Annotated in this window: 20 protein-coding genes and 1 riboswitch; of the genes, 5 read left to right on the plus strand and 15 right to left on the minus strand. The window is 51.9% G+C overall.

The window, feature by feature from the left end; all coding sequences use genetic code 11:
- Positions 1-126: 126 nt before the first annotated feature.
- Positions 127-2,664 (plus strand): ABC transporter permease, encoded by a 2,538-nt coding sequence (locus AC53GJ_RS16155; RefSeq protein ID WP_496729232.1) that lies wholly within the window; start codon positions 127-129, stop codon positions 2,662-2,664.
- A gap of 17 nt (positions 2,665-2,681) precedes the next feature.
- Here the strand turns inward: AC53GJ_RS16155 and AC53GJ_RS16160 are convergent, their stop codons facing one another.
- The 11 genes from AC53GJ_RS16160 to AC53GJ_RS16210 all read right to left on the minus strand — a co-directional run bounded on the left by AC53GJ_RS16160 (position 2,682) and on the right by AC53GJ_RS16210 (position 17,526).
- Positions 2,682-3,362, minus strand: a complete 681-nt coding sequence (locus AC53GJ_RS16160; RefSeq protein WP_496729234.1) for a hypothetical protein — start codon at positions 3,360-3,362, stop codon at positions 2,682-2,684.
- Positions 3,363-3,566: 204 nt separating this feature from the next.
- Positions 3,567-4,799 (minus strand): TonB family protein, encoded by a 1,233-nt coding sequence (locus AC53GJ_RS16165; RefSeq protein WP_496729236.1) that lies wholly within the window; start codon positions 4,797-4,799, stop codon positions 3,567-3,569.
- Positions 4,800-4,802: 3 nt separating this feature from the next.
- Positions 4,803-5,474, minus strand: coding sequence for a biliverdin-producing heme oxygenase (locus tag AC53GJ_RS16170; protein WP_496729238.1), 672 nt, complete (start codon positions 5,472-5,474; stop codon positions 4,803-4,805).
- Positions 5,475-5,485: 11 nt separating this feature from the next.
- The gene (locus AC53GJ_RS16175) at positions 5,486-8,446 is read right to left on the minus strand and encodes a TonB-dependent receptor (protein ID WP_496729240.1); all 2,961 of its coding nucleotides are present in this window, start codon (positions 8,444-8,446) and stop codon (positions 5,486-5,488) included.
- A gap of 77 nt (positions 8,447-8,523) precedes the next feature.
- The gene (locus AC53GJ_RS16180) at positions 8,524-9,699 is read right to left on the minus strand and encodes a FecR family protein (RefSeq protein WP_496729242.1); all 1,176 of its coding nucleotides are present in this window, start codon (positions 9,697-9,699) and stop codon (positions 8,524-8,526) included.
- Positions 9,696-10,214: an RNA polymerase sigma factor gene (locus AC53GJ_RS16185; RefSeq protein ID WP_496729244.1), complete on the minus strand. Its 519-nt coding sequence runs from the start codon at positions 10,212-10,214 to the stop codon at positions 9,696-9,698. The genes AC53GJ_RS16180 and AC53GJ_RS16185 overlap by 4 nt, the downstream gene beginning before the upstream one ends.
- 153 nt (positions 10,215-10,367) lie before the next feature.
- Entirely contained in the window at positions 10,368-11,048 is a 681-nt protein-coding gene (locus tag AC53GJ_RS16190) for a Fe2+-dependent dioxygenase (RefSeq protein ID WP_496729246.1), read from the minus strand.
- Between the two features lie 151 nt (positions 11,049-11,199).
- A complete protein-coding gene (locus AC53GJ_RS16195; RefSeq protein WP_496729248.1) occupies positions 11,200-13,560 on the minus strand; it encodes a catecholate siderophore receptor Fiu in 2,361 nt (786 codons plus the stop codon).
- 187 nt (positions 13,561-13,747) lie between these two features.
- Positions 13,748-14,647, minus strand: coding sequence for a substrate-binding periplasmic protein (locus AC53GJ_RS16200; RefSeq protein WP_496729250.1), 900 nt, complete (start codon positions 14,645-14,647; stop codon positions 13,748-13,750).
- Positions 14,648-16,762: a methyl-accepting chemotaxis protein gene (locus tag AC53GJ_RS16205; RefSeq protein WP_496729252.1), complete on the minus strand. Its 2,115-nt coding sequence runs from the start codon at positions 16,760-16,762 to the stop codon at positions 14,648-14,650.
- 71 nt (positions 16,763-16,833) lie between these two features.
- Complete coding sequence (locus AC53GJ_RS16210; protein WP_496729254.1) at positions 16,834-17,526, minus strand: TorF family putative porin; 693 nt, start codon at positions 17,524-17,526, stop codon at positions 16,834-16,836.
- Positions 17,527-17,743: 217 nt separating this feature from the next.
- On the opposite strand from AC53GJ_RS16210, the gene AC53GJ_RS16215 reads away from it, so the two are divergent.
- The gene (locus AC53GJ_RS16215) at positions 17,744-17,887 is read left to right on the plus strand and encodes a hypothetical protein (protein ID WP_496729256.1); all 144 of its coding nucleotides are present in this window, start codon (positions 17,744-17,746) and stop codon (positions 17,885-17,887) included.
- 50 nt (positions 17,888-17,937) lie between these two features.
- Here AC53GJ_RS16215 and lysS read toward each other — a convergent pair whose 3' ends face one another.
- Positions 17,938-19,464 carry a lysine--tRNA ligase gene (lysS, locus tag AC53GJ_RS16220; RefSeq protein WP_496729258.1) on the minus strand — a complete coding sequence of 509 codons (1,527 nt, stop codon included), beginning with the start codon at positions 19,462-19,464 and terminating at the stop codon, positions 17,938-17,940.
- A 26-nt stretch (positions 19,465-19,490) separates the two neighbouring features.
- A protein-coding gene (gene prfB / locus AC53GJ_RS16225) for a peptide chain release factor 2 (protein ID WP_496732807.1) occupies positions 19,491-20,589 on the minus strand; the annotation gives its coding sequence in 2 pieces (ribosomal slippage) (positions 19,491-20,513 and positions 20,515-20,589; 1,098 coding nt in all).
- Between the two features lie 213 nt (positions 20,590-20,802).
- Between prfB and AC53GJ_RS16230 the strand changes: the two genes are divergently transcribed.
- Positions 20,803-21,789: a sulfite exporter TauE/SafE family protein gene (locus tag AC53GJ_RS16230; protein WP_496729260.1), complete on the plus strand. Its 987-nt coding sequence runs from the start codon at positions 20,803-20,805 to the stop codon at positions 21,787-21,789.
- A 77-nt stretch (positions 21,790-21,866) separates the two neighbouring features.
- Here the strand turns inward: AC53GJ_RS16230 and recJ are convergent, their stop codons facing one another.
- Positions 21,867-23,594 (minus strand): single-stranded-DNA-specific exonuclease RecJ, encoded by a 1,728-nt coding sequence (gene recJ / locus AC53GJ_RS16235; RefSeq protein ID WP_496729262.1) that lies wholly within the window; start codon positions 23,592-23,594, stop codon positions 21,867-21,869.
- Between the two features lie 4 nt (positions 23,595-23,598).
- Positions 23,599-24,309, minus strand: a complete 711-nt coding sequence (gene dsbC, locus AC53GJ_RS16240) for a bifunctional protein-disulfide isomerase/oxidoreductase DsbC (protein WP_496729263.1) — start codon at positions 24,307-24,309, stop codon at positions 23,599-23,601.
- A 366-nt stretch (positions 24,310-24,675) separates the two neighbouring features.
- On the opposite strand from dsbC, the gene fldB reads away from it, so the two are divergent.
- Positions 24,676-25,227, plus strand: coding sequence for a flavodoxin FldB (fldB, locus tag AC53GJ_RS16245; RefSeq protein WP_496729264.1), 552 nt, complete (start codon positions 24,676-24,678; stop codon positions 25,225-25,227).
- Between the two features lie 91 nt (positions 25,228-25,318).
- Positions 25,319-25,406, plus strand: a riboswitch (cyclic di-GMP riboswitch).
- Between the two features lie 114 nt (positions 25,407-25,520).
- Complete coding sequence (locus tag AC53GJ_RS16250; RefSeq protein WP_496729265.1) at positions 25,521-25,889, plus strand: DUF3718 domain-containing protein; 369 nt, start codon at positions 25,521-25,523, stop codon at positions 25,887-25,889.
- Positions 25,890-25,937: the final 48 nt, after the last annotated feature.

Consider the following 25,937-nt stretch of genomic DNA (forward strand, 5'->3'; position numbering starts at 1 on the left):
AACTAAACCGCAAGCTGTGGCGGTCTGTGACTGAAGCAAGCAAGATCTTCAGCGACCATTTCAAGCCCGATTGCCGCAACGAAGCCGCGATACGCTTCAAGACGTTTTACCAAGGATAAGTTGTGAATGCCGTTTGATTTAACCTTACTCAAAGCTGCCGCCGCGGCCTTAGGACAAGCCAAAAGTTACAGCCTGACGCTGATCCTGACGTTGGCATTGACCCTTGGCACTTTGCTGACGGCATTACAACTCAACTATCAGATTTTGGCAGCACCTTTGCCTTATCCAGTGTCTGAGCAATTGTATCTGGTTCGAGGGCAAAGCTATCAGGCCGATAGCATCGAGTATAACAACCTGCTGACGCTGGCCGGCGCGGTGGCGCTATATCGGCAGATGGCAGACTGGTCGCAGCCAACGCAAGGCCAGACAAAAATGCAGCCCCTGGTGCAACAACAAGCTTTAGTCGCCTTTGGCCGCGATGTGGTGCGTAATCGCGATGATAGCCCGGAACTGCAACTGGGTTATGTCAGCCCTGAGTATTTCAGTTTACTGCAGGTGCCGATGGCTGCCGGCAGAGCTTTGCAGCAGCAAGATGGCATTGACCAGCATAGTGCTGTGGTGGTGATTAGCGATCGGTTATGGCAACTGTGGTTTCAGCGCAGTCAAGCGGCACTGGGTCAACAGTTGCAACTAGGCGCGGTGTCGTTTCGTATCATCGGAGTGACGGCGGCGGATTTTATCGAACCTGCTCTGCTGGGACCTGGGCAACAAACCGATCTGTGGTTACCCTGGGATTTTAATCCGACCTACCAGGAATTTAAACACTGGTGGGGAGCATTGGCGCCTGATCATCATCTGCTGCTGAAGCTCAGCTCCGGCACTGAGGCAACCGAACTGGCACAGCAACTCAGTGTGCCATTAAATCAGGCTTATCGCAGTGCAGTGGACGCCTCACCTTATGGCCAGCATTTTGTCCAAAGCCGGATCGGCATCAGTCTGGAACCGCTCCGTCAGGTGATCCAGGCTGGCAGTCAAAGCCATAGTTTACTGAGCTTGCTCGGCGCTTTGTTGTTACTGCTGATTGCACTGCTGAGCCTGGCCCAGCTCTTTCTGGCCCGGCAACACAGCCGTCAGCAGCAACAAGCCATCCGGTTCGCGCTTGGCGCCTCCCCCCGACAAGTAGCACAGCAGACCTTCGCCGAGTTACTGTTACTGTTGTTTAGCAGTGCCCTGCTGGCTTTATTGCTGTCGGCCTGGCTGCTGCCCTGGATCCGGCAATGGGGCCAAGCCTATTTACCCAGAATGCAGGAACTTCAGTTACAACTGCCGCTCTGGTTTGCCATGCTGGCATTGCTGGTACCGCTGGCTTATGGTGCTAGCCGATTCGGCCAAGCCAATGCCAGGCTGTCAGCCTTACAACAACAATTACAGCGCAGTGGTAAAGGCAGTCAGGCACAACATGCCCGCAGCGGACGACTGTTGTTGACCACTCAGGCGCTGATAGCCACTGTGTTATTGCTCTGTTGCCTGCAACTGGCACAACACAGCAGTCAGTTGTTGTGGCAAGCACCGGGTTTTCAACCGCAGGCTGTGCAACAACTGAAGCTGAATCGTGTGGCGGACAGCGCCAGCGCCAAAGCGCCTGTGGCCGAATTACTGGCGATCCGTTCGCTGCTGCAGCAACAACCGGGCGTCGAACTGGCTGCACTGACCAGCAGTGTGATGCTGGATTTTAACGACCAGTCGGTGCAGGACAGCCTGAGCTGGCCTGACAACGCTCAGCAACAACTGCGGCTGGAGTCAAACTACAGTGACAACCAGTTGTTAGCTTTATTACAACTGCCGTTAGTCAGCGGCCGTTATGTCACAGCGCTGGAGATGCAACAGCAAGCTGGGGTGGTGGTGATCAATGTCACTGCTGCCAAAGCCTTGTGGGCAGCCAAACCGCAAACGGGATCCAGCACTATTAGCCAGCCAGACTGGCGCGCCATCGTCGGGCAGCCTTTGCGACTGAACGGTGATAGCGCCGTCACCGTCGTTGGCGTCGTCGCTGATCTGCAACTGAATGGCAAAGCCGAGCCCCCCCGGTTATGGCTGAACAATTTTTATCATTTTTTACCGGATCTGCTGCTGCGATATCAACCCGACGTCAGCAACCTGACAGTACCGCAACTCAACCAGTTGCTGACGCAAGTGGCTCCGGCTTACCGGGTCCAGTCGGCTTTGCTGTTGCAGCAAAAACTGCAGCACAGTCAGTTTTTATGGCGGCTCAGTCTGGTTCTCAGCCTGCTGCTCAGCCTGACGGCGCTATTGTTAGCTTTGCTGGGTAATTATGGCGTGTTGCGTTACCAGCTCAGTTTACGCCGCTACGAGCTGGCGATGCATTTGGCGCTCGGGGCGCGTCCGGCGCAGTTGCTGGGCCGATTGTTGCAGGATTATCTGACACCGGTCGCCTGGGGTTGTGCCCTGGCGCTGTGGCTGATCTTCGTTGGCTGGCACTGGCCACTGCTGCACAGCATTTTGCCAGCCTGGTTGCTGCAGCCCAACTTGCCTGGGCTGGTCGCCAGCATCACCTTACTGCTGGGACTCAGCGGTGCAACCCTCTGCTACTGCAGCCGTGTGTTGTTACGAAGTCAGGTGGCTGCGTTACTACAGCCAGCCTGAGCAGGCCTCAGATCCGCTTAAATTTGGCTGAGGCTTAGCAGTTTTTCTGTATCCAGCACCGCCAGAAATGACTGACCTGGCGTAGCCTGACACAAGTCCAGCACTTTGCTGTTGAGCAGCAGCTCCCCATGACAATGTTGCAGACTGAACCAGTCACTGAGCTGGCCTTTTTGCAGGCTGACTTGGGCACTGCCCACTTTGAGCTGTACTGCATTTGCCACCGCCAGCAAACGCAACCGGTACAGGCCATTTTGCGAGCTGCTTTCGCGCCGCAACACTGAAATTCGCACTTTGCTGTCGTCCTGCCAGGCCACCACTTGCAATGCTTTTTCCGGCGCACTGCTGATTTGCAGAAATTCTCCGGGCGCTTTACTCAGCATATCAAACACCTGGACTGACAATTTGTGATTGGTGTAACTGCGCTTGACCTCAACGTCTTTGGGAGCTTGCCCAACTTCCAGACTGCCGCGATGATATTTTGCTTCACTGATCACGGGCGCGCCATTGGTTTCACTAAAAGATGCCAGATGAAAATCCAGCGCTGTTTGACTGGCATTAATCAGTTGCACCTTGGTTTTATCCCTAAACTGACCCCAGTCATCTGCCAGTTTAAGGTCCAGCTCATCACTACTACAGGCAGTTAACAGCCATACTCCGACGCATAGACCTAACAGACCCGCTGATGTTGTTAATTGCATCCTCACTCTCCCTGCTCTCATCCAACCGAAACTCACTGGACGCTAGCCTAAAGGATGACGGAGCTCGGCGCTGGATGCTGTGATAACAGGTGAATAAACATGACCGGATTGCCGGCAACATCGACGAAAGGTCGGTTTATCAATACCAGAACTCTGCTCAATGAAGGGGAGCAGGTGCAGCTCTGACGCGCATGGCAGGCATGCTTAACCTTGGAGAAAAAACTCAACCGGGACTGTTAATAAATAAGGTGCCGTTAATTCACTGGGTAACGCCGGAAAGGGTGCACTCTGGCGCACAGTCTGTGCTGCCGCGTGATCCAGCAGTTGATGGCCAGAACTCCTGACCAGTTGTACCTGCAGTAATTGCCCGTCGCGGCCGAGTTGTAACCGCAGATAGACCACTCCTTGCAGTTGCTGGCGTAACGCCGACGCCGGATAACGGCGTTGCAGTTCCAGTTTCGCCATCACTTCTGCCTGCCAGCTTGCTAAACCGTGACTGAGTTGTTGCCGCAAAGACTGTTGACTGGCTGAGGCTGCATTTGACTGGCTGGTCGCAGGCTCTTTACTGGTTTTTGCGGTTGCGGTTGGTGCTGTTGTAGCAGCCTGTGCCGCTGGCGCTGGTGCAGCATTGGCCGCTGACGCTGTGATCTGGCGCGGTAACGGCGGTTGTGCCGCGGCTTTAACGCGCTGTTTAACCGGCGCTGGCGACTTTGTGGGCTGTCGCTGACTGGCTTTGGCTACGGCTGCCGGTGTGGCTTTGGCTGCAGGCGTACTGGCTTGCAGCGGCGCTGGTGCACCATCAATCCATTGTACCGCGAGCACCTGGGGTGGCCGCATGGCGACCGGCGCCAGCGGCGGTTCCCGCCAATCCAGTAACCACCACAGCGCCAACAACAGATGCAACAGCAGCGACAACAGTAACATCCGACACCAGGGTTGCGCCAGCAGTGTAAGCCAGCGGCCTTGAACTGGCTTTGGCACTGCTGACGGCAGCGCCAGGTTCGGCGGCAATTGCGATGGCAACTGCCATAGCCAGAGTAACACCGCCAACTCCAACGCAGCCAGTGCCCACAGCCAGGGTTGCGTGCCTTGCTGCCAAAATAACAACAGCCAGCCAGCACTCATACCGACAGTTGCCAGATATTTTGCCCGCCGCGGCACCAGCCGATGCTGTTGCCACTGCTGTAATATCAGACCATAACGCGGATGCGCCAGTAATCTGGCCGCCCGCTGTGGCGACGAACGCCCAAAACACCACAACGCCAGGATCAGAAAAATAGTGGTCGGTAAGCCCGGCAGCAAAGCCCCTAATACCGCCAATCCGACCATCACAAAGCCGGCCAGCAGATACAGCTGCTGCAACCAGCGTTGTTGGACGACCTTGACCTTAGCTATATCTGGCTCGGTTGCCCCCAGTTTTGAGCTTGCTGCCGGCATGAGTCAGACCTCGGCCATCGACGACTGCATTTGTACTGCAACAGCTGGCGAAGCCTTCGGCGAAGCCAGATGCTGTAACAACCATGCCAGATGTTGCCGCACCCGCACAAAGGCATGACGGGCACTTGCAAACATCACCGCCTCTTCTGCTGCAGTGAGCTGCTGCTGATCAAACAATTGCAGCAGCTCACGCCAGGCAGCTCCCCGACCCGCGCCGGGTCCAGCCAGATAATGACCGCCAAATTCGGCGCTGAGCGCCAGTTGACCCAGTTGCCGCCCAAGCATAGCCGCCCCCAGTTTTGAGCCTTCAATCACATAAAGCCAGCCCAGTAATTCCGGTAAACTGGCGCTTAGCGTCAGTGCCGGCGCAACATAAAGCTCTGGCTGTGGCCAGCCCAAGTCAGCAAAGTCTTGTTGCAGCAAGCTAAATCGACTGCGCTCTGCCAAATCGGCGACCAACAATTGCAGGCTTGGATGTTGATACAACACAGCGGCATCTTGCAGTAAAAAATACTGCAAGGTTAAAAACTGGCGATAATGCGCCAAACTGGCAAACGGCGTTTGTTGCATGATCAGCGCGTCTAAACTGTCGTGCGCTGTGGTGGTATGTTGTTTAATTCGCACACTACGGCCAGCCTGGCTGGCGGCGGTAACTGCATCCTTTATCTTATTCATCACAGCTGTCCTTAAAACTTCTGACTCAGCCCAAGCCGCACAGTGCGGCCCGGTGCTGGCATTAAACTGAGGGTTTGCGCATCAAAATAATAACGGTCAAACAGGTTATCAACGCCGGCATTGATTTCCAGGCTGGGCGTCGGGCGATAGCTGGCGAACAAATCCACCACAGTAACTGGCTTGGTCAACACCATAGGGGCCAGGCCAAAATACTCCATCCACTTGGCTTTGGTATCGACTTTGGCACTGGCAGAGCCGGTGTATAAAGTGCGTTGCCCGAATTCAAGCTGTTGCTGCCACAGACGGTAGCTCAGACTGAAACTGGCACTGACTTTCGGTTGCACATGGTTACTGACATACATGCCGGAAAAACCGGCTGGCGTGCAGTTGGGCACTGCTTGCATCCAATCGCCTTTATCTCTGAGCAACTGCGCCGTGGCACTGTCGCAAAGCTCAGTTTTACTGTAGTAGGTCAGGCCCAGCTGCGCCTGCCAGTGCTGCCAGCTGGCTTCGCCCTGTAATTCAACACCTCTGAGCAGATAATGATCGACATTGCCAATCGCCTGACCAATATCGGTACTTGGCACCAGCTTGCGGTCAAGCGGTTTTCTGGTCAGATAATTGTGGGTTTTATGCTGAAACAACGCGACTTTACCGCGCAGCCGCTCTGCCCCTAATCTTTGGTCGGCCAGATAATTCAAACCAATTTCATGGTTTTTACTATGCTCAGGTTTAACCTCAACCAGCTGGATTGACACCGATGACCCCAGTGTACTTTCCATCAGACTTGGCATCCGCAAGCCCTGGCTATGCCGATAGTACAGACTCCAGGCACCGACCGGGTGCCAGTCCAGCGTCAACATCGGTGTGATGCCGTGATCACGCCGGGTTTGGCCCGGGATGGCGTTATATTGACCGGTTGGCAACTCGCCTTCACCGCCAATCCGGGACTGGTCATACTGTAGATTTGCCATCGGCGTCGCTGGAAAATCCCAACTCTCGACGGTGCCAATGCCGTTTAGGCGCGGATCGGTGGCGGCGGTAAACTGACCCGCATCATCCGCCAGCCAATGGATCCAGCCCAGATCAAGTTCGGTGCCATCTGGTTGTAACCGACTGAATTGTAATAGTTGATACCGGCGTTTTTGCGCTTCTAACCGCTCATTATGATCAACGTTTTGAAACCGCTGATAACGCGCACCTATCTGCGCACTGAATGCTGCTGTCGGCGCCCAGTTAAGCGCTGTGAACAGACTTTGTTCCACCCGGTGACCATCCCGCAGCAACCAGTTATTTTGCCGATCGTCCAGGCTGTAGTGCACTGAATCTGCCGGCGCCAACGCTTCCCGCTGCCAGCTCCAGCCATAGTTCAGTTGCACTGCGCCCAGCGCAGTCTGCCATTGCTGCTGATTGCTTAAATCAAAGCCGCTGCGCTGTGATTGCGTCAGCGCCAGATAAAGTAAGTCCACACAACTTTCGCATTCATGATCCCAGACATTAGGTTTGCCCTGACGCGGATTACGGAACACATCACCGTTATAGACCCGCGACTGTAAATCGGTATGCCACAGATTGCTGGTCAGCTGTAACCAAGGCAATGCTTCAGGTGCCAGCTGATAATTCAGACTGAGGCTATTAAGATCAATTTTGCTGTCTTTCCACTGCGGTAATATCGCCTGGGTACTGCGATAAATCTGCGAGCTCATAATCTGGCCAAAATGGCTGTCGGTGTATCTATGACTCAGCTCCAGCTTTTGCCGTGCATCTGGCTGCCAGCGCGCTTTCACTAAGGTGGATGTGGTTTGTTGCGAGGTATTCAGCACTTCATCACCGGCATGGAAAAAAGCGGCAATGCCTTCATCCAGCACCGTCACGGGAACCTCAACCCATTGCTCATCCACATAATCGGTCTGAGTTTCGCGGCGCAGTTGCACATAGTGCTCGCGACCGTTACGACCGGAAAAATAATTGCCCAAATCACGCCGACTGACGGCACCAAGCAAAGCCCAATCAGCAAATTTACCGGCCAGACTCAGGCTGCCATTGCCACCAGAACTTGCCAGTACATCACGACCGCCTTGTCGTGGCGTGACATGAAACTGCGAGGGGCGGCTGACACTATTGCTTTGTTTGGCTAGCTTCAGTCTGGCCCCTAACTTTTGGCCCGGTAATAACACATCTTCCGGCTTTAAGCTGGTCAACCGCACCAAACCGCCAACAGCACCAGCCCCCTGCGCCGATAAACCCGGGCCTTTTTCGATATCCACTGAGCTGATTAAATCCATATCGACATAACTAGCATCCGACATACCGGCATAACCCCGATACGACGACACGCTTTGCAGCGAACCATCCACCAGCACCGGTACCCGGTTTTGTCCTTGCAAACCACGGATATTCACATCCAAAGCGTTACTGTTGCGGGCATCCCCCACCTGCACGCCGGTGATAGCTTTGAATACATCGGCCGGACTGGTGCCACGATGACGCTGCAGGTGTGTACTACTCAGATGGACTTTGGATTGGGCCGCCAGATAAGGCCGATCTGCGGCCTCGACCAAGCCTTCATCGACAAAAGCACCGGCCTGACTGCCCTGCACATTCAGCGTCGCCAGCGTACTGGCCGACTGACTGCGGCGGATTTTTTTCAGCAAAATTTGTCGGTCCAGCACTTGCGCTTCCAGCCCGCTGCCTTGCAACAGCTGCTGCAGAGCATCGCGCAGCGTGTAAGGTCCTTGCAAGGCGGGCGCCTGTAGGCCTTGTAACAAGCGGCTATCCACCAGCAAGCTGAACTGACTTTGTTGAGCCAGTTGATTCAACGCCGCCCCCAATGGCTGCGCGGACATGGACAATTCCAGCACCACAGCACTCGTGGCTGCGGTTTGTTGTGCCATCGCCTGATGCGGCAGTAGCAGCAGGCTACAGGCCAGCAATGCTGGCCTGAGCATAAAAGCAAAAGGGTTTAGTTTCATTCAGCAATTTCCTGTGTTTGAAAAGGGGTTAGCAGGAAAACGTCTGAGAATGCGAATCACTCACAATAATTTGCAATTTATTTTAAGGCTGTCGCTGCCCCCTGCTGGCGGATCAGCCATTGTGTTGGCTGTGCTTCTAATTGCACCGGCAATACAGCGGGCAAAATTGTCGGCAACTGCGATAACTGATCCAACTGAAAAGTGGCGGTCAGCAGCAATGCTGCACTGGATTGATCAGCCAGCCGCAAGGGTTTAGCTAAATAACGATTCAGCGCTATCACCACTTCAGACAACGGCTGTTGGTCAAAACTCAGATAACCTTGCCGCCAGCTTGCGACCGCCGCAACGGGCAACTGGCTGATCTGGCTGTCCGGCTTGCCCTGCAACCGCTGACCGGCAATCAACTGCCTGATCTCACCCGGATAGCTAAATTCCACTTTGCCATGCGCCACCTCGACCTGGCTGTAACTGCCAAACCAGCTAACCGCAAAGCCGGTACCCAGCACCTTGACCTGACTGTCCGGTGTCAGCACGACAAAAGGCCTTTTGCTATCCGGCGCCACTTCAAACCAGGCCTGACCCTGCTTGAGCAACACCTGGCGCTCGTCGGCACCATAGTGCACTTCCAAAGCTGTGGCCGCATCGAGCTTGATTTCACTGCCATCCGGCAGTTGGTAACTGGCGAACTGGCCAACACCCGTTTGCCAATGGCTTTGCAGTTCAGCCGGTTGCGATTGCCAGCCCAGCCAACAGACCGCCAGCATAGCAACACAGGCGGCCAATCTGGACCACCAGATTTGACGACGCTGGGCGCGCTGGCGTTGCAGCACCTGCGGCTGGGCGCCTTTGTCAGGACTTCGTCTAAGACTTCGTCGAAGACTTGGTAGAAGGGTCTGTTGCGCAGGGACGGCCGCAAGCTGACCCAACTTTTCGTTCGCAGCCGCAGACCCAGCCACGACTTCGGTTGCCATGGCAGTGGCTGCGGCAGGCTCATCCGCCCAGCATAAGGGTTCCGCTTGTAATAACTGCTGTTGCCAAACCGGACTCAGGCCCGATAATTGCTGCTGAAGTTCGCAACATTGCTGATAGTAAAGCGGATGCAGCGGATCGGCCGCCAGCCACTGCTGAAATTCGGCTGCTAGCTCTGCCGCCGCCTCCGGTTGTTGTAACCGCAACCACCAACGACTGGCGATATCTGCCGCAGATGCCAACTGCTGTGTTGTCACGGCTGATTGCGGGTTGTTACTGTTCATTGCTCTGCTCCCTGCACCTGCTCTGGGCTCTGCACTGCTTGCCGGGCAGCCTGCATCGCCCGGATCAGATGTTTTTCCACCATACTGACCGATACCCCCAGGCTATCGGCAATTTGTGCATAACTTTGGCCCTGAAATTTAAACATGACAAAAGCTTGCCGGGTCGCGAGAGGCAAAGCGGCCAGTTGTTGATAAACCCGTGCCAGTTGTTGTTGTGCTGCCAACTGCACTTCGGGATCGGCTTGGCGCCCTGCTGGCAAAGTATCCGTTTCCGGCAAGACTTCAGCAGGCTGTGGCTGCTGTAGCTGGTTTTGGCGGTGCTGATCAATCAACAAATTACGGGCGGTGGCAAAAAACAGCGCGCGTGGATTATGCTGCTCCAGCGGCAGCTCACTGCGTTGGCGGTGACGCTCCAGCCGGCTAAAGGCTTCTTGCGTCAGCTCCTGCGCTTTATCGCGATCCCCCAGCCGGTGACAGAGATAATGCAGTACTTCATGGTAAAACGGCAAATACATAAGGCAACTAAATAAGCTTTCGAAAGGCTTATGTTAGCTTATTTTAACGCATTTAAATAGTAATAATTCTCAATTACATTATATTTAGGCCAGTGGCGTCAGCTGTTGCCAACGCCACCAGCAGAAAATGCCGCGCTCACCGGCAATCTTGCGCTATAACTGTGACCATTGCCTGAGCAGGTTATGGTAATGTCCGGTCAAACCCAGCACTTGTGAAGTGTCACCCAACTGCTGTCGTAAAGCCTGAATATGACCATCCAATTCGGCCAGCATGGCGCGTTGCTGATCATCTTTCACCATACTCTGGGTCCAGAAAAAACTACTCACCCGCTCACCCCGTGTCACTGGCAACACCTGATGCAGGCTGCTGGACGGATAGACAATTAAATCTCCGGCCGGCAATTTCACTTCATGCAGACCATAAGTATCGACCACCTGTAATTCACCGCCGTCATACTCTTCCGGCTCTGTCAGAAACAAGGTAGAGGAAACGTCGGTGCGTAAACTCAAAGTGCTGCCCGGTAAAATCCGGATCGCGCCATCCACATGCAAGCCATAATGCTCGCCGCCGCTATAACTGTTAAACAGCGGTGGCACAGTGCGATAAGGTAAAGCTACCGCCAAAAACTGCGGGTGCTGATACAACTTTTGCAAGATGTATTCGCCCAGCTGCAGCGCCAATCTGCTATCAACCGGCAACTGGCGGTTTTGTTTTACCTGCGCCCCTTGCGGTCCCACGGTAGCGCGGCCATCCGTCCAGTCGGCTTGTGCCAATAAGCGACGAAATTCAGCCACTTCAGCTCTGCTGAGTAAGCCTTCAATATGAAACATCATGCTGCTGCCCTCATTAAAATCCTGCAGCGGCCTGCGAGGTGCGTGACGCTGCCATTTAGTGGCTGACTTGCCAGAATAACACAGGCCCCAGCATAGCTGAGGCCTGTGTTGATGGTGCTGATCTGGCGCAAAGATTGCTCCAGCGGCTGGATTAAAATGCCACGTTGACACCCAGTTTGGCCGAACGTTCTTCACCAGGGAAATAACGCAGACCGGCGTTATTCAGCGACGAAATATACACTTTATCCGTCAGGTTATTGATATTCAGCTGGACTGTCACTGACGGATTCACCGCATAAGAAGCCATCATATCAAACACTGAGTAGCTAGGAATTTCCAGCACTGAACGGGTGGCTTTCGCCGTTTCCAGCACCACACTGCTACTGACGGCAGTGGATACATAACGCATGCCACCCGCCACAGTCAGGCTGTCAGTCAACTGATAGCTGTTCCATAAGGTCAGCGTTTGTTTTGGCGACCAGGCAATAGTGCCACCGTCATCCACGCGGCTGCCACCTTTGCTGCCCCGGCTAATTTTTGGATCCAATAAAGCCGCGCCTAAACTCAGTTCCCACTGCGGCAGAATTTTACCGACCACACCCAGTTCCAGACCGCGCACCTGTTTTTCACCGATAGCGCGCACTGTACTATCGGCGTCGGTGACAAATTCATTGTCGTTAACACTTTCAAACACGGCTGCGGTCAGGGCAATTTTGTTATCCAGCAACTGCCACTTAGTGCCCAGCTCCAGATTGGTGCCTTTTTGCGGATCGACGTTTGGTGCATCGGCCCCAACAGCACCGCTGGTGGTCAGTGCGAAGTTATTGCTACCTGGTGGTAATTGTGAGGTGGCATAACTCAGATAGACACTGCCATTGCTGGCTGGCTTGTACAAAGCACCCACTTTGTAGCTCAGCAGATTGTCACTGGCACTGGCTGATTGTGGCAATAAAGTCCCGACCGGAATGGTTTGTACCTGACCTTTTGCCACTTCCCCCTGCGCCACAACCCGACGGGTATCCGTATTAAAATGCTCAGCTCTTAAACCGGTGCTGATTTGCCACTGCTCAGATAAATGCGCGGTGTTATGTAAATACAGGGCGGAAGTCATGGTTTCGCCATCCGTCAGCTGACCATTGTTCAGTACCGCCGGATACGTCACCTTGCTATCTGGCTGATACAGGTTGGTCTGTGGCCGCGCCACGCCATTGGCTGTCGCGACTGTGTTATTGAGCTGGCTTTCGTAGATAAATTCAACCCCTGTGGTCAGGTCGTGTTTGACCTCGCCCGTTTGCAAATGACCGGTCAGGTTGGTCTGGTTGGTGATGATGCGGTTTTCCCGATCAACGCCCTGGCGCAGTAATTCCAGCTTCCACTGGGTTGGATCTTTAATGACTTGCAGATTTTTGTTTGCTTCAGAGCCTGTGCTGAATACGCCGCTAAAAGGCGCAGTTAATGTCATTTCCTGCGTCGACTCACCAAAACGAGCGGTATTGCGGATGGTCCAGTCAGCAGTCAGATCGTGTTCAATTTTGACGGTGAACATTTGTGCTGTCACATCATTCTCATCACTGGCATCGCCGTAGAATTTGCTGCTGTCAACCGGCGTCGGCTTGACCGCACTCAGCGGGCCGCCATTGGCAAAGGAACTTGATTTAACAGGATCAAAAATCGCATTGTAATAACCTGGTAAACCCACTGTCGGCACACCGCCGTCTTGCACATTATTTTGTTTAACATGGAATAGATTCAGGTAGGTACGGGTCGCAGTGCCCAGACCTAAACCTAAAGATGTCGCCAGACCTAACCTGTTATTTTCAACCTGATCACGGCCTGGCACGCCTGAATCCTGCCACAGCAGATTAACCCGTAACGCTGCGTTTTCAATCGCCAGCGTTTGATTGGTATCCAGGGTCGTTCTTTTATGCTGCGCTGAGCCCACTGTGGCGCCCAAAGTGGTGGCATCTTCCTGGTTGGCTAATTTTGAACTCAGGTTGACATAACCTGAAGCCGCACCGCGGCCATTATCGACGCCAGCCGGACCTTTGGCGATTTCAACTTGTTCGGTGTTAAAGGTATCGCGGCTGATCGAGCCCAAATCGCGGATACCATCGACAAAAATGCTGCCTTGGGTATCAAAACCGCGCATAAAAATAGAGTCACCGGTCGCAGTGTTGCCGTTTTCACCCATCAACATGGTAATGCCTGGGGTATTGCGTAACGTCTCTGCCAAACTGGTGGCGGCTTGCTGTTGGAACAGCTCTTTTTTTAACACCACGATCGTCTGTGGCGTATTTACCAACGGCTGGGTATGTTTAGGCGAACTGACTTTTTCCGCGACAAATTCAGGCTCCACCGCATCTGCGGTCACTTTGACCTGCTGCAGACGACCGGTTTTTTGCGGGTCGGCTGGTTCAGCCGCCAGCGCGACCGTTGGAATAGCCACTAATAATGCTGAAGCCAGCGCCGTGCGACTGGCTGTTAAATGTTTTTTTGCCTGAATATACGCCATGTGTTGATTACCTTTATTTTTACCTGAGACAGCGGCTGGCACCAGGTCGCTGGACTTTGTCAGAAATTTGCGCGAATACTAGCGAGAACGATTCGCAATTGCAAATAATTTTTGATGTCAAAGCCAAGTCGGGCGGTCAGGACAGATGGAAACAGCAGATATCAAAACAGCTGGGCGAAAAATAAAGTTAGCGTGAGCCAATATACTGATTTTTACTGCGGGCCAGTTGCTGGTTAAAGGCGTTCACTAAAGCCTGATTCGTCGGGTTGGCGGGAAGCACCAGATGCAAGCTTCGGTGTTCAGTCAGACTCTGACTAAATTGCACCTTTGCTGCCACCGCTTTGAGCTCAGCATCATGCTGCAGTAAATATTGCAGCACTCTTTTATCAATGACGGCGGCATCCAACTGACCAGCAGCAACCTGCAAAATATTATGCCGGTCGGTCAAATTGCGGACAGGTCGGATGTTACCTGCCGCTATTAAGCTATCGAGTTCAGGCATATTCAGATAACCATCCACCACGCCAATTTTCAGCCGGGCTAACTGCTGCACTGATGTCAGCAATAAAGGCGCCTGCACCGGCTCGACCAATCCCAGTTCGGAATAACCAATGGCTGAGGTTTGGATATAGCGCGAGTCAAGCAGTGGATATTCCGGAAAAAAACCACGAAAACCCTGTTGTTGCTGATTAACCAACGCCATCGCATCAGACCAGGGCATCACATCAATCTGCACCTGATAACCTAACTGCCGGAACACCCGTTGTAACAAAAGACTGGTTTCACCTTGCCCTGTCAAACGGGCACCGGTGTAAGGTGGCCATTCCAGCGTACTGAAGCGTAAGGTTTGCACTTTTTGGTCCTGGCGTGTCTCAGCAGCACTGTGCTCACTATACTGCTGTCCAGACTTAGCCCCATCCGGCAGGATCTCAACTGCAGGAGGTGAAGCTGCTTCAACATGCCCCAGCAACAAGCACAAGGCAAAGCTTAGCAACAGAGCAAACCCCAGGCTGCCACTCTCACCTCGTTGCCAAAGGTTGCTGCGTCTGTCCATCGGATCCTTGCCCTGCTGCACTGCGTTGCTCATTTAACTGCGTAATTTTGCCAGTTGCTGATCGATATCGGCCGTGATCTGATCAATAGCCCGGCTGATCGTCAGATTGGTCCCCGACAATTGGTCCAGCTCGCGGGTGGCGTCGTCAATAGCAGTGATATTGCGGTTAATTTCTTCACTGACCTGATTTTGCTCTTCTGCAGCCGCCGCCACCTGAAAAGCATTATCCGCAATGGAGGAAATACCGGCCGTGGCACTGGAGAGCTGCTCATAAGAACTTTCGGCTTCTAACAAGGTAGAACTGACTTTGCTGGTGTTGGCAGTGATTTGACTGACTGTGGTCGCCACTTGTTGCTGTAAACCGTGGATCAGTTTTTTAATCTCATCGGTGGAGGTATGAGTCCGGGCAGCGAGGGAGCGGACTTCATCCGCCACCACCGCAAAACCACGGCCTTGTTCGCCAGCCCGCGCCGCTTCAATAGCGGCATTCAGTGCCAGCAAATTGGTCTGTTCGGCAATCGCCTGGATCACCTCAATAATACCGTTGATCTGCTGACTGCTGTGCGACACAGTTTCCACCGCCTGGCGGGTTTGTTCAAATTCCCCCGCCACAGTTTTAAAAGCCCCAACGGTTGTCTGGAACAACTGATTGGCCTGAGTCAGGGCAGATAAGGAAGATTGTGCCCCTTCCGCCGTCCGGCCTGCCAGACTGGCCACTTCATGCGCTGTTGCCGTCATCTGATGCATGGCCGATGCTACATTCTGTACCTCTGCAGATTGCAGGCTGGTCGCCTGATTAGTTTGACCACTGACACCAACCAATTGCTGACACTGTTGCTGCAACTGACCGGAAGAATGCTTCAGCGCCAGGATCATGGCACGTAACTTGGCGGTAAAGGCGTTAAAACCATCCGCCATATCCTGCAATTCCCGATCTTTACTGCTGGCCAACTGATGGGTTAAATCACCTTCAGAACCGGCCAGTTCTTTCATTAATCGACTCATGGCCACTATCGGCATGGTCGCCGCTTTTAACCAGATGGCCGTGATCAGCACAAAAACGCACAACAACAACACGCCAAGCCCGACCATTTTGCTGGTGGTACTGGCAGCGTCTTCATCCAACTGTTGTGCCAGTTGATTCGCCACCGCCAGTGCCACCGTTTTTGGCACTGTGATCACGACTTTCCAGCCTGCCGACGCCGCTTCCACTGCGAGTTGCCGGCTAATGACTAAATCATCTCCAAACTCAGAAGTCTGCCCGGTTTGGGCTGCCAGATGCGCTGCTAACTTGTCGTCAATTTTCTCTAATGCCTGACCCAGTTTATCCGGATACTGGTTACTGGCCAGCAACAAACCATGGGTACTGAGCAGATAGAGTCTGGCGTTGCCGCCATACAAATTTTGCGCTTGTTTTTCTAATAAGGTCTGTAATACCGGTAAATTCATATCGACACCGGCTACCCCACGAAATTCGCCATTGACCAGCACAGGCGACACCAGCGAAGTCAGCAGTACGCTGTTGCCTGGTGTGATTTGCCACAAATAAGGCTCCATCAGACAAGCTTTTTTCTGATCTTTACTGCACAGGTACCATTCAGCTTCCCGGATGCCAAATTCATTCTTTTTATCGGCATATTTCACCGCTGGATCCGGCGTCTGGACAAATTTCAGCTGACCTTGCTCCCGCACCCAATAGATTTCCAGCGTGCCGGTTTTGGAACTATGCAATTGCTCCAGGCTAAAACTGGCATCGGCATTATCATAGCCGTTTGGCTCAAACTGGCCATAAATCGAACTGATGCCCTGATTCGCACCCAGTAATTCACCAGCCAGCGCCTGCACTTGCTCCCGGCTATAGGAAGGTAACTTACTGCCATGGGCTGTGGCACTGAGCAGCGCGGCGAAGTTTTTCGATAAATCAAAATTGCGGTTGATCAGGGCTTCAGTTTCAAAAGCGATACCAGCCGCAGCATCTGCTAAAGTTAATTGTGCTTGTTGCTGCATCGAAGAGCTCAGCAGCTTGTTGGCGGATGTATTGTTCTGGTTCATCGAATACCAGCCAACGGCCGTCATCACACTGATACTGATGGCAATAAACAAAGCCACCCCAGACGTTAACTTAAAGCGAAGCGAATCAAATTGCATAATAACCCCAAATGTTTACTGCCTGGTTGCCGTAACGGTCAACCTTGAAACAACTTTATCTTGCTGATTTATTACCAGTTAAAAGTTTTTGCCACCGAAAGCGATACTTTGGCATCTCCCAGCACTGGCAACGCCAGATCGGTATCATCAAAAGCCAGGGTCCAGTTCAGGCCAACAAAGCTGCTGCTATAAGCAATCCGCCAGTGATGATAGGTGCCATCGGTATCGCGTAAAAATTTATCAGTTTGGGTCGAGGTAGAACGATCGACCGTCATTAGTAAAGTGCCGTTTTCATGCAGTTGAAAAGTCTGGAATAACGCCACAATATAATGACCACCACCGGCACCAAAATAATCTGATGCATACCAGTAACCCAGTTTGGTATTTTGGTATGACAATTTGACATAGGCTTCAGGAAAATTAAAAGCTTCGCTGTTGGCGCTGTCACTGCCATGGTAGGTATATTGCGCTACCCCGACATCCAGCAGCCAATCAGGGGTAAGTTGGGTCCAATACCCCACAGTCCCATCAAACTCCAGCTCAGTGCCGGGTGAAAACTTTACATTGGAAGCCCACAGGCCAGCATACCACCCCTCCCCACTACTCCAGTCCAGAGTTGGCTGTAAAGCCGGATCGTGCTCGGTCAGCGTGATGCCATTAAACAAATAATTACTGGTGAGGGTTACAGTCGAAGAAACAGCGGCCAAAGCAGGAAAGGAGCAGAAAGTAGCGACTGACAACAGCACAGTGGCTCGAACAGACATAGGCATTCTCCATCAGAGTTGGTCCCACAGCAACGCCAGCACCATGGTAAAGCTGTATCGTAAAGTCATTCACTGAAAAAACAGCACCATGAAACCAGCGGCTTTGGGTTTCAGTTGAATAAGGTATAGCAGAAATGCCCGAAAATGCCTGCGAAAATGTAAAAAAAAATGAATTAACCAATTGAATCAGCAATAAAAAATGTAGCAAGGCACAACAATGTTTCAGGAACAAAGGCCAGCAGCCCTCATTGCCTCCGGTGGCAGGTGGCTGGTGGCTGGTGGCTGGCAACTGCGACTGAGTCGCGGCATGCTCAGTGCGGAAAAAGAATCCCCCGCCGATATGGCAGGGGATTTTGCGTAAACAGTACAGTCGCTTTTGCTGCTTAACCGCTGCAACTGCAAGGCGGTGGCTTACATACCATGTTTGTCAGTATGGCGCATATGCGGGAATAAAATCACATCACGAATGCTGGCGGCATCGGCCAGTAACATCACCAGCCGATCAATCCCAATGCCCTGACCTGCGGTCGGCGGTAAACCGTGCTCCAGTGCAGTGACATAATCTTCGTCATAGAACATGGCTTCGTCATCACCGGCGGCTTTTTGTGCCACTTGTTCATGGAAACGAGCGGCCTGATCTTCGGCATCGTTTAACTCGCTAAAACCATTGCCTAATTCACGGCCACCGATGAAAAACTCAAAGCGGTCCGTGATTTCCGGATTATGGTCGTTGCGACGCGCCAATGGTGAAATCTCAGCCGGATATTCAGTGATAAAGGTCGGTTGTTGCAGCTTGGTTTCGACCAGCTCATCAAAGACTTCCATCAGAATACGGCCATGACCATAATTGGCTTTGACTTCAATGCCTAACGACTTTGCCAGTTCAGCCACAGCTTCACGGCTGGTTAACTGCGCAATGCTCACGTCAGGATTGTAGTGCAGGATAGATTCAGTCACCGACATCCGGGCAAATGGTTTGCCAAAATCAAAAATATGACCCTGATATGGCACTTCAGTGCTGCCCAGTACGGATTGCGCCAGACCGCGGAATAACTCTTCCGTTAAGTCCATCAGATCGTTGTAATCAGCATAAGCCCAGTAGAATTCCAGCATGGTGAATTCTGGGTTATGCCGGGTCGACACACCTTCGTTACGGAAGTTACGGTTCAGCTCAAACACTTTTTCAAAACCGCCCACCACCAGCCGTTTTAAATACAGCTCAGGTGCAATGCGCAGAAACATCTGCATATCCAGCGCATTGTGATGCGTTTCAAAAGGACGGGCCGAAGCGCCGCCAGGAATGCTTTGCAGCATTGGGGTTTCCACTTCTAAAAAGCCTTTACTGTTGAAAAACTGGCGAATGTAAGCCACTGTTTTTGAACGGATTAAAAAGGTTTTACGCGACTGCTCGTTGACAATCAAGTCTAAATAACGCTGCCGGTAACAAGCTTCCTGATCGGTTAAACCGTGGAATTTGTCCGGTAATGGCCGCAATGCTTTGGTCAGTAAACGGATGTCATCCAGCCAAACTGTCAGTTCACCGGTCTGGGTTTTGAACAGCACACCGCTGCCGCCAATGATATCGCCTAAGTCCCACTTTTTAAAACCTTCGTTGTAGACATTTTCCGCCAGACTATCGCGCGCTACATACAGCTGCAATTTACCGCCAACATCGGAAATAGTGGTGAAACTGGCTTTACCCATGATCCGGCGCAGCATCATCCGGCCAGCCACTGTGACACGGATTTTCTTTTCTTCCAGCTCTTCTTTGCTCAGGTGCTCGTACTGGGCATGGATCTGATCCGAAGTGGCGTCACGCCGAAAATCATTCGGAAAGGCATTACCTTGCTCACGCAGTGCTGCCAGCTTATGTTTTCGCTCCGCGATCAGCTTATTGACGTCCTGATGTTCTTCAATCGGATTGTTTTGTTCAGACATTTTAAGTTCCTGATTTTAAGCGAAAATTACAAACCGGCTTTTAAGCTGGCTTCGATAAACTTGTCAAGGTCACCATCTAATACCGATTGGGTATTACGGGTTTCCACCCCAGTGCGCAAATCTTTAATCCGCGAGTCGTCCAGCACATAGGAACGAATTTGACTACCCCAGCCGATATCCGACTTGGTATCTTCCAGTGCTTGTTTCTCAGCGTTTTGTTTTTGCAATTCAAACTCATACAGCTTGGCGCGTAACTGCTTATAAGCGTTATCGCGGTTTTTATGCTGCGAACGGTCGTTTTGACACTGCACCACAATATTGGTGGGTAAGTGAGTGATACGGACCGCAGAGTCGGTTCTGTTGACGTGCTGACCACCGGCACCGGATGCGCGGTAGGTATCAATCCGCAGATCAGCCGGGTTAATTTCAATTTCGATGTCGTCATCGACTTCCGGCGACACAAAGACTGAAGCAAAAGAGGTATGGCGGCGGTTGCCGGAATCAAACGGACTCTTGCGCACGAGCCGGTGCACGCCGGTTTCAGTGCGTAACCAGCCATAAGCATATTCGCCGGTAAACTTGATGGTACAACCTTTAATACCGGCGACATCACCATCTGTGACTTCATACAGCTCAGGTTTAAAGCCTTTAGCTTCACCCCAACGCAGATACATCCGCATCAGCATGCTGGCCCAGTCCTGCGCTTCGGTACCACCAGAACCAGATTGAATGTCCAGGTAGCAATCGCTTGGATCACTTTTGCCGGAGAACATCCGGCGGAATTCCAGCTTGGCCAGTTGCGCTTCCAGATCGGCCAGCTCAGTTTGCGCTTCAACAAAGGTATCTTCATCTTCAGCTTCAACGGCCAGTTCAACTAAACCAGCAACGTCTTCCAGACCCTGATCAAGTTTATCGATAGTGCCGACAATTTGTTCCAGCGCCGAACGCTCCTTGCCAAGCGCCTGCGCCCGTTCCGGATTATTCCACACTGCCGAATCTTCAAGTTCGCGCGAGACTTCTTCTAACTTTTCTTTTTTCGCATCGTAGTCAAAGATACCCCCGAAGCACGTTAGTGCGTTCAGTTAAGTCTTTGATACTGTTATAAACTGGGTTGACTTCAAACATGATTTTTAAATGCGCCATAAAAATAAGGCGGCAATTGTAGCAAAATTTCACCAGCAGGTGCAGCCTTTTACATGCGCTACGCAGCGCAGACACCACAAAATACTCAGCCAACGGCTTAGTGCCTGTTAGCTAGCTCTAGTGCTGAATAACTATAGCCAATATGCTGACAATTCGTATCTAATGCATTTACCTATCTGCCATGGAGTGCAATTTATGTTTGCCAGTAAAGTATTCAGGTTTTGGTTTATTTCTGCCCTGCTGGTGTGGCTGCTGCTATTTAACCTGATGAATGACTTAAATTTTTTAATTGAACATTGGTATTACCCGGCCATTATGGTGCTCGGTGCCTTTGTAGCAGGCGTGACACCGGAAGGCGGTGGCGCTGTCGCTTTTCCGATGCTGAATATTTTTCTCAGTGTGGATCGTGAAATGGCACGGGATTTCAGTCTGATGATCCAGAGTGTCGGCATGACCAGCGCCAGTATTTTTATTCTGACCCATAGCGCCAGCCGACTGGCAACCTACAAACCGTTGCTCTGGATGATCCCTTTTGCATTCAGTGGTTTTATCCTGGGTATGCAGTTATTGCAGCATTTACCTGTGTATATCATCCAGGCTTTATTTTTAAGTCTGATCACCAGCTTTGCGCTGATTTACAGTCTGGGTCAGCATCGCGGCTGTCAGGCGCATTTACCCGTGCTGAAATTGTCGGATCGGGTTTTTCTGGTGCTGATGCTGCTGTTAGGTGGTTGCTGTGCCAGCTTATTTGGCACAGGAGCCGATATCATTCTGTATACCTTGTTAGTGACGCGCTTTCGGATGCAGGAAAAAATTGCCACCCATATCTGTATCATGCTGATGGCCGCAATCAGTGTGCTGGGTTTTGCCTATCGTCATCTGTATGATCAGCAACTGAGCGACTACCAGTTCCAGACCTGGCTTTGTGCCTATCCGGTGGTGTTATTGATGGCGCCGTTTGGTGCTTACGTACTGCACCGGATTAACAAAGAAATTATGCTGCGGGGGGTCGCTCTGCTGAATATTGGTCAGCTCGGGTATTTTATCTGTGTCAAACCAACGCTGGACAAAGCCTTGTGGGCAGCGTTTTTCACCTTGCTACTGTCCATGTTATTTTACTGGTTAATCAGTAGCCTGAGTAAAACTCCCGTCAATACGGTCAAAGAAGCGGAAGTCAACTAAGTTAACCAGAACTCGGGTTAAGTTAACACGATAAAAAAACCAGCGTTCGTTTTATCCAAAACGTGCGCTGGTTTAAGTTACAAGGCGGTCATCTGCCTGACCAATAACTGCAAATTTTGCTGATCCCGAAAATCATTGATATCGAGCTGAAAAGCCAGTTGCACCTGCTGCACATTGGCATTGGGCCAATTCTTGTTGTCAGCGTTAAACCAGATAGCATCGACCAATTTGCCATCACTGGCTTGTAACATCATTTTCAGATGTTTATCGCCCAGCAGCCGCTGTTGCACCAGTTTAAACCGGCCTTCGAACACAGGTTCCGGAAAAGATTGACCCCAGGGCCCGGCTTGCTGCAGCAATTCCGCCACCTCAGTACTCAGGTACTGCGGTGCTAATTCACCATCGGTAAATATCACTGCAGTTAATAACTCGGGCGTCAGATACTTTTTGCTGACAAAATTCAGCGCCAGCTTAAAAGTATCCAAGCGATCTTCTGCTATCGTCAGGCCTGCCGCCATGGCATGGCCGCCAAACTTTTTAATAAGCCCAGGGTACTGACTGGAAATTTCTTCCAGCAAATCACGGATATGCACCCCATGCACTGAACGGGCCGAGCCTTTTAATTCGCCGTCATCGCCTTTGGCAAAAGCAATCACCGGCCGGTGAAAACGTTCTTTCACCCGCCCCGCCAGAATACCAATCACGCCCTGATGCCAATCAGGCTGATACAGACAGAGACAATCCGGTAATTCCTGTTCAGCCAACGACAGCTTTTGTAAAAGCGCCAGCGCTTCCGTTTGCATGCCTTGTTCAATCTCACGCCTTTCCACGTTCAGACTGTCCAGTTCAGCGGCCAGTTGCCGTGCTTTGGGCAAATCAGGAGCCAGCAAACAGGCAATTCCTATCGACATATCATCCAGCCGGCCAGCCGCATTCAGTCTGGGAGCCAGGGCAAAACCAAAATCTGTCGCCGTCAGTTTTTCAGCTTTGCGTTTGGCCACATCAATCAGCGCCTGAATACCTGGCCGTACTTTACCGGCCCGGATCCGCTGCAAACCCTGATGCACCAGAATGCGGTTATTACTATCGAGCGGCACCACGTCAGCAACAGTGCCAAGTGCAACTAAATCCAGTAATTCAGCCAAATTGGGTTCAGCTTGTTGGCTAAAAGCCCCCCGCTGCCGTAACGCCGAACGCAGCGCCAACAGCAGATAAAAAGCCACTCCCACGCCAGCCAACGCTTTACTGGCAAAACCACAGCCAGGCTGGTTGGGGTTGACTATCGCATCAGCTGCTGGCAACTCAGCGCCGGCTAAATGGTGATCGGTCACTAAAACTTTGACGCCGGCCTGCTTGGCTAACCAGACGCCTTCGATGGCAGAAATGCCATTATCGACGGTGATAATCAGCTCAGCGCCCTGCGCCACGGCCAGTTCAGCCATTTGCGGCGATAAGCCATAACCAAACTCAAAGCGGTTCGGCACCAGATATTCCACCCGCCGAAAGCCAAAAGCGGCCAGTCCGGCCAATAACACCGCGGTACTGGTAGCACCATCGGCATCAAAATCGCCGACAATAATAATTTGCTGCTGTTGCTCCAGCGCTGCGATTAACAGCGCTACCGCCTCCGGCATACCTTTTAATTGACTAAAAGGCAATAAATGCGCAGCTGAACGTTGCAATTGCGCTGGCAAACCAATACCACGATGGGCATATATCCGCTGTAACACCGGGTGGACCGGCAACTGAAAAGCCGCCTCGGTCTGCACCGGGCGGACTTGTAATAAAGGCACCGGCTGATTCATCGGATTATTTTGCAACCTTAGTTGCCAAGGCCGCTGCTAAGGCAGCCGCTGGTTGATAACCCGGAATTAAACTGCCATCCGGTAACACAATAGCCGGGGTGCCACTGATACCAAAACTCTGTCCCAATGCATAATGCTCGGCCACTTTATTGCTGCATTGTTTCGCATCAATGCTGTCACCTGCTTTGGCCGCGGTCATGGTCTGCTGCGGATTTTTCGCACACCAGATCGATTGCAACTCCTGATAAGTGCCACCTTGCAGTCCACCGCGTGGAAATGCCAGGTAACGCACGCTGATACCCTGGTCCAGATAGGTTTGCAGTTCGTTATGCAACTTGCGGCAGTAGCCACAGCTGGTGTCAGTGAAGACAGTAATCACATGTTTTTCGTTTTTGGATTTAAATTCAATACTTGAATCCAGATATTTTGCCACGCCTTCTTTGCGCACAGCCTGCAAAATCTGGTCATTTAATAACATTTTATTTTTCAGGTCGTACACATTACCTTCAATCAGGTACTGGCCATTGTTGGCCGCGAAAAACAATCCTTTATCCGTCAGCACCTGCAACATGCCCGGAATAGGTGAATCCGCCACTGAATTAATCTGCAGGCCGATATCGGCAAAAGCAGTCTTTAATGTACTATCTACCGGGACTTTAGCCTCGGCTGCAACAGCACTGAATGCCACCATCAGACCCAAAAAAACACCTTTCATTGTCCTATTCCTGTTTGTGATCCCCACTTCAGCCGACTGACTGCTATGGTGGATGAAGCTGTAAAAATTAAAATTCTGCCATCGCTTGCTGCTGATGAACGGCGATTGATAATTGCCACTTTGGCATAAAATGGCGGCCGGAGCCAGAACGTTTGCCGCGTCAACTGGCCAGCCAGCCGATTGCACCTGCGACAACCTGGATTTATCAAAGTGTCAGCGCCCCCTAGTCCATGCAGCTAGCTTATCCTTGCGCGGAACATGAAGCAAATTATTAACAATAAGTCCGCTCACTGAGCACGCGGCTGGCTTTGTGCTCGCCACGCCATCTGCTAAACTGTGACTCTTTTTGTTGTTGTCAGGCCCGTTATGTCTCTTAAAATTGCGGTTTTTTACGGTTCTACCACTTGTTATACCGAAATGGTGGCAGAAAAAATTCAGGCGCTGCTCAGTCAGGATCCACAATTGCCGGCAGGCAGCAGTGTAACCTTGCACAATTTAAAACAGCAGCCACTGGCGAAAATGACCGAGTACGATCTGTTGATCCTTGGGATTTCCACCTGGGATTTTGGTGAACTGCAAGAAGACTGGGAAGCGAAGTGGGACGATATCAGCCAGGTTGATTTAAGCCATAAAGTAGTAGCACTGTATGGCATGGGTGACCAGCTTGGTTATGCCGAATGGTTTCAGGATGCGCTGGGTATGTTGCATCATGCGATTGCCGAGCAGGATTGTCAGCGCATCGGTTTTTGGTCAACCGAAGGCTATGATTTTATTCGCTCCAAAGCCGTGACTGAAGATGGCGACTGGTTCTACGGTCTGGCACTGGATGATGAAAATCAGTATGACCTGACCGACGAACGTTTATCGGTCTGGTTGCAACAACTAGTGGCGGAAATGACTGATTTGAAACTATTTTAACGGCTTGCCATTTCGTCACAGTTTTTTGCGACTTTATCGCTACTGCTCAAAAAATAGCTTGCAGCTGGCCTCTTCTTTGCATAGAATGCGCGCCACTGAAGGGCAAGTCAGCTGAAAAGCTGATCACGCAAAGCTGCAGGTCTACCGGTTTTATTACCCATGACGGCTGAGCTACCATCGTTTAACGATGTCAGTCAACACTGTTGTTTTGTGTGACTGCGTGCTGGGATCCCACCTGCCTTTCCGAGACCACTTGTTGCATCAACAATTACTTATTGGACCCGGAGCTGGCTATGACACTGAAATTCTTACCTCTGATCGCTGTTTTCACTGCACCATTATTCACCACATCTGTCAGTGCCAACGATCAACTGGCGCAATCCTTTTGTTCTTACGTCGCCAGCAACGACAAAAACAACCTGCGTAAAACCTTGTCTGAAAGCAGAATGCGGCTGAAAAACGTCTATGACGGTATTGCCTGTGATGGTCTGCCGATGATCCGGTTTGCCATCAAGCACAATGCTGCTGACGTGGCCGAGTTCATTATCAAACAGTTACCGGGCAGCCAGGTTGCCAAAATGGGTGATGCTGAGTGGGCCGCCAGCAATGGTTTTGCTGCCTCGCCAATTATTGAAACCATCAAAGCGCGTAGCGCCAGCTAAGGCTCAGACCACGACTGGCGAAGCCGCTGTTCGCAGCTAAAGCTAGCA

The organism is Rheinheimera sp. B2H12 (genome assembly GCF_059620065.1).

Excerpts from the sequence above, each read along its gene's own strand:
- AC53GJ_RS16155 (WP_496729232.1), top strand. The coding sequence starts at position 127 with ATGCCGTTTGATTTAACCTTACTCAAAGCTGCCGCCGCGGCCTTAGGA.
- AC53GJ_RS16175 (WP_496729240.1), bottom strand. The coding sequence starts at position 8,446 with ATGAAACTAAACCCTTTTGCTTTTATGCTCAGGCCAGCATTGCTGGCC.
- AC53GJ_RS16185 (WP_496729244.1), bottom strand. The coding sequence starts at position 10,214 with ATGTATTTGCCGTTTTACCATGAAGTACTGCATTATCTCTGTCACCGG.
- AC53GJ_RS16170 (WP_496729238.1), bottom strand. The coding sequence starts at position 5,474 with ATGAATAAGATAAAGGATGCAGTTACCGCCGCCAGCCAGGCTGGCCGT.
- AC53GJ_RS16210 (WP_496729254.1), bottom strand. The coding sequence starts at position 17,526 with ATGTCTGTTCGAGCCACTGTGCTGTTGTCAGTCGCTACTTTCTGCTCC.
- AC53GJ_RS16195 (WP_496729248.1), bottom strand. The coding sequence starts at position 13,560 with ATGGCGTATATTCAGGCAAAAAAACATTTAACAGCCAGTCGCACGGCG.
- AC53GJ_RS16215 (WP_496729256.1), top strand. The coding sequence starts at position 17,744 with ATGTTTCAGGAACAAAGGCCAGCAGCCCTCATTGCCTCCGGTGGCAGG.
- lysS (WP_496729258.1), bottom strand. The coding sequence starts at position 19,464 with ATGTCTGAACAAAACAATCCGATTGAAGAACATCAGGACGTCAATAAG.
- AC53GJ_RS16190 (WP_496729246.1), bottom strand. The coding sequence starts at position 11,048 with ATGATGTTTCATATTGAAGGCTTACTCAGCAGAGCTGAAGTGGCTGAA.
- AC53GJ_RS16205 (WP_496729252.1), bottom strand. The coding sequence starts at position 16,762 with ATGCAATTTGATTCGCTTCGCTTTAAGTTAACGTCTGGGGTGGCTTTG.
- AC53GJ_RS16180 (WP_496729242.1), bottom strand. The coding sequence starts at position 9,699 with ATGAACAGTAACAACCCGCAATCAGCCGTGACAACACAGCAGTTGGCA.
- AC53GJ_RS16165 (WP_496729236.1), bottom strand. The coding sequence starts at position 4,799 with ATGCCGGCAGCAAGCTCAAAACTGGGGGCAACCGAGCCAGATATAGCT.
- AC53GJ_RS16250 (WP_496729265.1), top strand. The coding sequence starts at position 25,521 with ATGACACTGAAATTCTTACCTCTGATCGCTGTTTTCACTGCACCATTA.
- AC53GJ_RS16160 (WP_496729234.1), bottom strand. The coding sequence starts at position 3,362 with ATGCAATTAACAACATCAGCGGGTCTGTTAGGTCTATGCGTCGGAGTA.
- AC53GJ_RS16230 (WP_496729260.1), top strand. The coding sequence starts at position 20,803 with ATGTTTGCCAGTAAAGTATTCAGGTTTTGGTTTATTTCTGCCCTGCTG.
- fldB (WP_496729264.1), top strand. The coding sequence starts at position 24,676 with ATGTCTCTTAAAATTGCGGTTTTTTACGGTTCTACCACTTGTTATACC.
- dsbC (WP_496729263.1), bottom strand. The coding sequence starts at position 24,309 with ATGAAAGGTGTTTTTTTGGGTCTGATGGTGGCATTCAGTGCTGTTGCA.
- recJ (WP_496729262.1), bottom strand. The coding sequence starts at position 23,594 with ATGAATCAGCCGGTGCCTTTATTACAAGTCCGCCCGGTGCAGACCGAG.
- AC53GJ_RS16200 (WP_496729250.1), bottom strand. The coding sequence starts at position 14,647 with ATGAGCAACGCAGTGCAGCAGGGCAAGGATCCGATGGACAGACGCAGC.